Consider the following 7,520-nt stretch of genomic DNA (forward strand, 5'->3'; position numbering starts at 1 on the left):
CGGATGCACAGGAGGGGACGGACATGAGGGGTGGCTCGGTCGCCGTGGTCGGCGGCAGCATCGCCGGAAGCGCCTTCGCCCGGGCGGCGGCCCGGCAGGGGGCCGAGCGGGTCGTGGTCCTGGAGCGCAGTCCGGGCCTGCTGGAGGACCGCGGCGTCGGCCTCTGCATGCAGGACGCCCGCTTCACCGAGCTCGTCGACGCCGGGCACGTCCCGGCGGACGTCCGCCGCCACCGCCTCGCCCTGCGCCGCTGGATCACCCGCGACGACGCGCCGGGCGGCGACGCGCGCGGACGGCGGCTGTGGACCCAGCCGTTCGAGTTCCACTCGTTCCACTGGGGCGTGCTCTGGCAGTCCCTGCGCGCACGGACGCCCGCCAACGTCGAGTTCCGCCTCGGCACGACGGTGACGGAGGTCGGCAACGGCGACGGCGACGGCGCCTGGGTGGCCGACGGCCACGGGGGCCGCGAGCCGTACGACCTGGTGATCGGCGCGGACGGCTACCGCTCGGCGGTCCGCGAGGCCGTCTGCCCGCAGGTGGGGCCCGAGTACGCCGGGTACGTGTGCTGGCGCGGCAGTTACGACGCCACGCTGCTGGAACAGCTGCCCGGCGGGGCGCGGGCCTGGCCCGAGGAGGAGTGCGCGACGGTCTGCTACCCGGGCGGCCAGGTCGTGCTCTACCGCATCCCGGGCGTCGACCCCGGCACCACGCAGGTGAACTGGGTCTTCTACGCACCCACCCCCGACTGGCTGTGCCTGAGCGGCCCGACCAGCATCCCGGCGGGCGCGCTGGACGCCGGGCGCGCGGGCGAACTCGCCGAGCTCGCCGAACGGCGGCTGCCGCCGTACTGGGCCGCCGTGGTCACCCTGACCCCGCCGGAGCGCACCTTCCTCCAGCCGATCTACGACCTCGCGACCCCGCGGCGCACGGCCGGGCGCCTGCTGCTCGCCGGCGACGCCGCCACGGTCGTGCGCCCGCACAACACCAGCGGCGCGGTGAAGGCCCTCCAGGACGCGCACGCCTTCGAGGAGGCGGTGCGCGGCGCCGACGGTTCGTGGACCGCCGCACTGTCCGTCTACGAGCGCGAACGGGGCACGGCGGGGCTGGAGTTGGTGGACCTGGGCCGCCGGCTCGGCGCGGCGCAGGTCGTCGACGCGCCGGACTGGTCGGCCATGGACGAACCCGCGATGGCCGACTGGTGGCACCGACAGGTCACCGGCAGCGGGGGTTTCGGCGGCAGCCCCCTCGGCTCACGGCCGGGGACCTGAACGAACGCGGACGAGCGGGCCGCACGCATGTCGCGCGGCCCGCTCGGCACTCCGCCCGGGCCCGTGAAGACGGGCCGGACGGTCAGACGTTGACGCCGTAGTCGCTCGCGATGCCGCGCAGGCCCGAGGCGTAGCCCTGGCCTATCGCGCGGAACTTCCACTCGCCGCCGTTGCGGTACAGCTCGCCGAAGACCATCGCGGTCTCGGTGGAGGCGTCCTCGCTCAGGTCGTAGCGGGCGATCTCCTGCCCGTTGGCCTGGTTGACGACGCGGATGAACGCGTTGCGGACCTGCCCGAAGTTCTGCATGCGGGCGTCGGCGTCGTAGATCGACACCGGGAAGACCACCTTCGCCACGTCGGCGGGCACCCGGGCCAGGTCGACCTTGATCTGCTCGTCGTCACCGTCGCCGCCACCGGTCAGGTTGTCGCCGCTGTGCTCGACCGAACCCTCCGGGCTGCGCAGGTTGTTGAAGAACACGAAGTGCTGGTCCGACACGACCTTGCCGAGGGCGTTGCAGAGCAGCGCGCTGGCGTCCAGGTCGTAGTCCGCACCGGTGGTGGTCCGGACGTCCCAGCCGAGCCCGATGATCACGGCGCTCAGACCGGGCGCCTCCTTGCTCAGCGAGACGTTGCCGCCCTTGGCCAGCGAAACTCCCACGATTCCCTCCTCGGATCTCTCCCTGCCGAGGAATCTACAACACTGTAGAGATCACGAGAATCCACCTGCGGTCGCTGCCGACCCCCGGCTTTTCTCAGGGACGCGCGCGGGAACCGGCCGCGGCCCGCGCGGCTCCGCGACCACCGGGTTTCCCGCGGACGGCCCGGTTTCCACGCGGACGGGCCCGGCTTCCGCACGGACGGGCCCGGCCGGGGCGGCCGACCTACACTGGCCGTGCGGGCGGGGCGCCCCGCCCCGCGACCGCGCGGGAGGTCCCCATGCGCCAGCGGCACAGCTTCCACCTCGACCAGGCCGGCCACTCGGTCACCGTCAACGTCCGCTCCGGCTGGATCACCGAGACCGAACTGCTGGTGGACGGCAAGGAGTGCGCGTTCCACCGCGTGCACGGACACGGCTCCTACCCGCTGACGCTGGCCGGACAGCTCGCCGAGGAACCGCCGGTGCCGCTCGCCGTGCGGCTGGACCGCACGGGGGTCGCGGAGCACCCGCTCACGTGCGTGCTGGAGCTGGCCGGGGCCACGCGGGCGATGCCGGAGCGGGTCGGACGCTGAGGCGCGCGCCCGGCTTGCCCGGGATGCTACGGATCCGTAATATCCGAAAACGTGACGTCCGATCCCACACCCCCCGAGGCCGCCGAGCCTGGCGCCCTCGACGCTCACGGCGCCCTCGACACTCCGGACACCCACGGCGCTCCCGGCGCCTCCGCACTGCTCGCGCTCCAGCGGGCCACCCACGCCACGCTCCAGCTGCTGGCCGCCGAACTGGCCGTCCTCGGCCTCACCGCCTCCGAGATCAACGCGCTCGCCAACCTCTCCGACGGGCGGGCCCGGACGGCCTCCGAGCTGGGCGCCGCCGTCGGCACCCGGCCGACCACCCTGACCGGGGTGCTCGACCGCCTGGAGCAGCGCGGCCACATCACCCGCGGCGCCCGCGCCGGTGACCGCCGCTCGGTCCTGGTCGAGCTCACCGCCTCCGGCCGGCAGGCCGCCGACACCGTCCGGCGGACCGTGACCGGCCTGGAGCACCGCGCGCTCCGCGACCTCACCCCCGCGCAGGTGGACGGCTTCCACGCCGTGCTCCTGGCCCTGACGAAGGCTTCCGCATGACCCCGCACGACACCCCGCACACTCCCGCCGCACCCGCGTCCATACCGGCGTCCACACTGGCGGCGGCGCCCGAACCCGCCGCCGCACCGGCCGAGTTCACCGCCCTGATGCAGGAGGTGACGGCCGGCGCCGAGCGCTTCGACCACCGCCGGCACGTCCACCTCACCTGGCTCGCCGTCCGGCGGCACGGCCGCGCCGCCGCGCTCACCCTGGTCGCCGACGGCATCCGGGCCACCGCCACCCGGGCCGGGGCGCCGCAGAAGTTCCACGTGACGATGACCCGGGCCTGGGTCGAGCTGGTCGCTCGACACGCCACCGACGACGAGGACTTCACCGCCTTCGCCGACCGCCACCCCGACCTGTTCGACAAGGGGCTGCTCGCCCGCCACTACCGGCCCGGGACGCTCGCCGACGACCGCGCCCGGACCGAGTGGGTCGAGCCCGACCTCAAGCCCTTCGACCGCCAGCCCTCCTGACGCTCCGTCAGCTTTCCTGGCACTCCGTCAGAATCTCCTCGACGGCCTTCGCCGCCCGCTCCGCGTCCTCCGCCACCAGGCCGATCCTGGTCCGGCGGTGGAGCACGTCCGCCACGTCCAGCGCGCCCTCGTGGGTCACGGCGTAGGCGATCTCCGCGCGCGTCACGTCGATCCCCTCGGCGACCGGCGTGAGCTCGCCGGCCTCCAGCACCTCCGCCGCAGCGCCGCCGTGGCGGGCGAGCAGCGAGGCGGGCACGCCGCGCTCCGGGACCGGGCGGCTGTCGCGGTGCCCGGGGGCGCCGACCAGCGGCAGCCGGGCCGTCCAGCACGCCCGCGCCGGGAGGCCGCGCAGGCGGACGGCGGCGTCCACCGCGTCCTCGGCCATCCGCCGGTAGGTGGTGAGCTTGCCGCCGACCACCGTGACCATCCCCGACGGGGACTCCAGCACCGCGTGCTCGCGGGAGATGTCGGCCGTGCTCCCGCCCCCGGTGTCGATCAGCGGGCGCAGCCCGGCGTAGGCGCCGCGGACGTCCGCCCTGGCCAGCGCGGTACTCAGGGCCGCGTTGACGGTGTCGAGGAGGAAGCCGATCTCGCCGTCCGTCGGCACCGGCTCGTCCGGGATCGGGCCCGGCGCGTCCTCGTCGGTGAGGCCGATCGCGACCCGCCCGAGCTGCTGCGGCAGTGCGAAGACGAAGCGGCTGGTCGAGCCGGGCACCGGCACGGTGAGCGCGGCCGTCGGGTGGCCGAGCGCGGCGGCGTCGACCAGGACGTGGGTGCCGCGGCTGGGGCGCAGCCGGATCGACGGGTCCACCTCGCCCGCCCACACGCCGGTGGCGTTGATCACGGCGCCGGCGCGGATCGTCAGTTCGTGGCCGCCGACCGTGTCGACCAGCCGGGCCGAGCCGCCGGTGACGTCCTCGGCGCGGACCCGGGTCAGCACCGTCGCGCCGTACTGCGCGGCCGTCCTGGCCAGCGCGAGCACCAGCCGTGCGTCGTCCACGAGTTGGCCGTCGTGCGCGACGAGTGCGCCGCGCAGCCCGGCCGTCCGGACGCCCGGCACCAGGCGGCGGGTCCGCTCGGCGTCGATCCGGCGCATCCGGGGCAGCAGCGCGCCCGGCGTGCCGGCGCTCAGCCGCAGCGCGTCGCCGGCGTGGAAGCCGGCGCGGATCAGCGCGCCCTGCCCGGGGCGCAGGAGGTCCGGGAGCAGCGGCACGAGCTGGGGCAGCGCCCGGATGAGGTGCGGCGCGGTGCGGGTCATCAGCACCCCGCGCTCGACGGCGCTCTCGCGGGCCACGCCGATCCGCCCGGAGGCGAGGTAGCGCAGGCCGCCGTGCACCAGCTTGGAGCTCCAGCGGCTGGTGCCGAACGCGAGGTCGCGGGACTCGACGAGGACCGTGCGCAGGCCGCGCGCGGCGGCGTCCAGGGCCACGCCGGCGCCGGTGACGCCGCCGCCGATCACCAGCAGGTCGACCTGCGGCCGGTCGGCGAGCGCGTCCAGCTCCACCGCCCGCCTGATGCCGTTGAGCCGGCTCGACCCCGCGAAGGGGCCCGCGGCCGGCGGGGAGGGAGTGGAGGGAGGCGTCATGGCGCGAGGTATCCGTTCAACGCTCGGGCCAGTTCGCGCCGCCAGGCCGCCTCGGGGAGCAGGGAGGCGACCATGCGGTGCGACTGGACGGTGGACTGGGCGATCAGGAGCACCATGGCGGCCAGTTCGAGCGGCTCGCCGGCCCGGATCGAGCCGTGCGCCTGGCCCTGCTCGATGCCGGTGCGCAGCGCCTCCAGGAGGCCGCGCTGGCTGGCGCCGAGCCGTTCGACGACGTACTCCAGGAGCAGGTCGGAGTCGTCCGAGTGCAGCAGTGCCCCGAGCACCGGGTGGTCGCGCAGGCGGACGGCGACCTCGACGACGCGGTCGACGAAGGTCTCGCGGTCGTGCACGTCCAGCACGTCGCCCTCCTGGGTGGCCACCAGGATCTCCCGGGTGAGCAGCGCGCCGATCACCGCCTTCACGTCCGGCCAGCGGCGGTAGACGGTCGGCCGGCTGACCCCGGCGCGGCGGGCGATCTCGGCCAGCTGCGTCCGGCGCACGCCGAGGTGGACGATCAGCTCGGCGGCGGCGTCGAGGATCGCGTCGTCGGTGCTGCGCGACTGCGGGGCGTCCTGGGAGGCCGGGGAGCCGGCGTTACTACTTGACATGATGTGTGAAACTGTAACGCATGGCACCTGAGACGCAAGCGGGCCCGGCCGACGCCGCGCTGCCGCTCCCCCCGATGAAGTGGGACGCCTGGGGCGACCCGGCCCTCGCCAAGGAGCTGTCCGCGGACATCAAGGGACTGCTCGCGGCCGCCCTCGGCGTCACCGGCGACGCCGAGCCCGGCCCCACCGCCGACGAGGTCCGCCTGCGCCCCTCCCGGCTCACCGACGCCGACCTCAAGGCGCTCGCCGCCGCCGTCGGCGAGGCGCACGTGAGCGCCGCCGACGCCGACCGCCTCCCCCGCGCCGGCGGCAAGTCCACCCCCGACCTGCTGCGCCGCCGCAGCCGCGAGCCGCAGGACGCGCCCGACGCCGTCGTGCTGCCCGGCAGCGAGGACGAGATCGCCGCCCTGCTCGCGCTGTGCGCCGAACGCCGCATCGCCGTCGTGCCGTTCGGCGGCGGCACCAGCGTGGTCGGCGGCCTCGACCCCGAGCGCGGCGGGCTGAACGCCGTCGTCTCGCTCGACCTGCGCCGCTTCGACCAGCTGCTCGACCTCGACGAGACCTCGGGCGAGGCCCTCCTCGGCGCCGGCCTCACCGGCCCGGCCGCGGAGGCGCTGCTCGCCGAGCGCGGCCACGAACTCGGCCACTACCCGCAGAGCTTCCGCTTCGCGACCATCGGCGGCTTCGCGGCCACCCGCTCCTCCGGCCAGGACTCGGCCGGCCACGGGCGCTTCGACGACATGGTGCGCGGGCTGCGCGTCGTCACCCCGGTCGGCGTGCTGGACCTCGGCCGCGCCCCGGCCTCCGCCGCCGGCCCCGACCTGCGCGAGCTCTTCCTCGGCTCGGAGGGCGCCCTCGGCATCATCACCGCCGTCCGGGTCCGCGTGCACCCGCTGCCCGCCGTCAAGGCCTACGAGGCCTGGAGCTTCCCCGACTTCGCGACCGGCGCCGCCGCCCTGCGCGCCGTCGAGCAGCAGGGCACCGGACCGACCGTCATCCGGCTCTCCGACGAGGCCGAGACCATGGTCAACCTGGCCATGACCGAGCAGATCGGCGGCTCGCCCGCGGTCAGCGGCTGCCTCGCCGTCACCGTCTTCGAGGGCACCGCGGAGCAGGTCGCCGCCCGGCACCGGCTCACCCGCGAGGTGCTCCTCGCGGCCGGCGGCACCTCGCTCGGCGAGGCCCCCGCCCGCGCCTGGGAGCACGGCCGCTTCAACGCCCCCTACCTGCGGGACTCCCTGCTCGGCGCCGGCGCGCTCTGCGAGACCCTGGAGACGGCGACGAACTGGAGCCGCCTGCCGCGGCTGCGGAGCGCCGTCACCGAGGCGCTCACCACCGCGCTGCCCGGCGCGCTCGTGCTCTGCCACATCTCGCACGTCTACCCGACCGGCGCCTCGCTCTACTTCACCGTCGTCGCCGCCCTCGGCGAGGACCCCCTCACCCGGTGGGGCGCCGCCAAGCACGCGGCCTGCGACGCGATCGTCGCGGCGGGCGGCACCATCACCCACCACCACGCCGTCGGCGCCGACCACCGGCCCTGGATGACCGAGGAGATCGGCGAGTTGGGCGTGCGGATCCTGCGCGCGGTCAAGGCCGAGCTCGACCCGGCGGGCATCCTCAACCCGGGCAAGCTGATCCCGTGACGGCGCGCGCGCCGAGAACCGTCGCGCTGCTGGCCAACCCGGCGGCGGGGGCGGGACACGCCGCGCCCGCCGCCGAGCGGGCCGCGGCGGTGGCGCTGCGGGGCGACGTCGAGTGGCCCCACCGCGATGGCGGCGCTGTCTCGTATCCGCATCTG

General features: G+C 75.7%; 8 protein-coding genes. 5 read left to right on the top strand and 3 right to left on the bottom strand.

Annotated features, from left to right (window positions below):
* The first annotated feature begins 23 nt into the window (after positions 1-23).
* Positions 24-1,268, top strand: a complete 1,245-nt coding sequence (locus tag ACFXDE_RS20875; RefSeq protein WP_380496219.1) for a monooxygenase — start codon at positions 24-26, stop codon at positions 1,266-1,268.
* Between the two features lie 82 nt (positions 1,269-1,350).
* Here the strand turns inward: ACFXDE_RS20875 and ACFXDE_RS20880 are convergent, their stop codons facing one another.
* Positions 1,351-1,926 carry a TerD family protein gene (locus ACFXDE_RS20880; protein ID WP_329930832.1) on the bottom strand — a complete coding sequence of 192 codons (576 nt, stop codon included), beginning with the start codon at positions 1,924-1,926 and terminating at the stop codon, positions 1,351-1,353.
* A 278-nt stretch (positions 1,927-2,204) separates the two neighbouring features.
* Here ACFXDE_RS20880 and ACFXDE_RS20885 point away from each other — a divergent pair, with 278 nt between their 5' ends.
* From ACFXDE_RS20885 to ACFXDE_RS20895, 3 genes are read left to right on the top strand one after another with little or no spacing between them, the layout of a single operon-like run.
* Positions 2,205-2,498, top strand: a complete 294-nt coding sequence (locus ACFXDE_RS20885; protein ID WP_380496221.1) for a hypothetical protein — start codon at positions 2,205-2,207, stop codon at positions 2,496-2,498.
* 51 nt (positions 2,499-2,549) lie between these two features.
* The gene (locus ACFXDE_RS20890; protein ID WP_380496223.1) at positions 2,550-3,053 is read left to right on the top strand and encodes a MarR family winged helix-turn-helix transcriptional regulator; all 504 of its coding nucleotides are present in this window, start codon (positions 2,550-2,552) and stop codon (positions 3,051-3,053) included.
* Complete coding sequence (locus tag ACFXDE_RS20895; RefSeq protein WP_380436033.1) at positions 3,050-3,529, top strand: hypothetical protein; 480 nt, start codon at positions 3,050-3,052, stop codon at positions 3,527-3,529. Before ACFXDE_RS20890 ends, ACFXDE_RS20895 begins: the two co-directional genes overlap by 4 nt.
* Positions 3,530-3,536: 7 nt before the next feature.
* Here ACFXDE_RS20895 and ACFXDE_RS20900 read toward each other — a convergent pair whose 3' ends face one another.
* Together ACFXDE_RS20900 and ACFXDE_RS20905 are read right to left on the bottom strand one after the other, a co-directional pair.
* Positions 3,537-5,114 carry a glycerol-3-phosphate dehydrogenase/oxidase gene (locus ACFXDE_RS20900; protein WP_380496225.1) on the bottom strand — a complete coding sequence of 526 codons (1,578 nt, stop codon included), beginning with the start codon at positions 5,112-5,114 and terminating at the stop codon, positions 3,537-3,539.
* Positions 5,111-5,722: a TetR/AcrR family transcriptional regulator gene (locus tag ACFXDE_RS20905; RefSeq protein ID WP_380436029.1), complete on the bottom strand. Its 612-nt coding sequence runs from the start codon at positions 5,720-5,722 to the stop codon at positions 5,111-5,113. Before ACFXDE_RS20905 ends, ACFXDE_RS20900 begins: the two co-directional genes overlap by 4 nt.
* Before the next feature lie 20 nt (positions 5,723-5,742).
* Here ACFXDE_RS20905 and ACFXDE_RS20910 point away from each other — a divergent pair, with 20 nt between their 5' ends.
* On the top strand, positions 5,743-7,365 hold the full coding sequence (locus ACFXDE_RS20910) for an FAD-binding oxidoreductase (protein ID WP_380436027.1): 1,623 nt from the start codon (positions 5,743-5,745) through the stop codon (positions 7,363-7,365).
* The last annotated feature ends 155 nt before the right edge of the window (positions 7,366-7,520 follow it).

The organism is Kitasatospora sp. NPDC059408 (assembly GCF_042751525.1).
Classification (GTDB): Bacteria; Actinomycetota; Actinomycetes; order Streptomycetales; family Streptomycetaceae; genus Kitasatospora.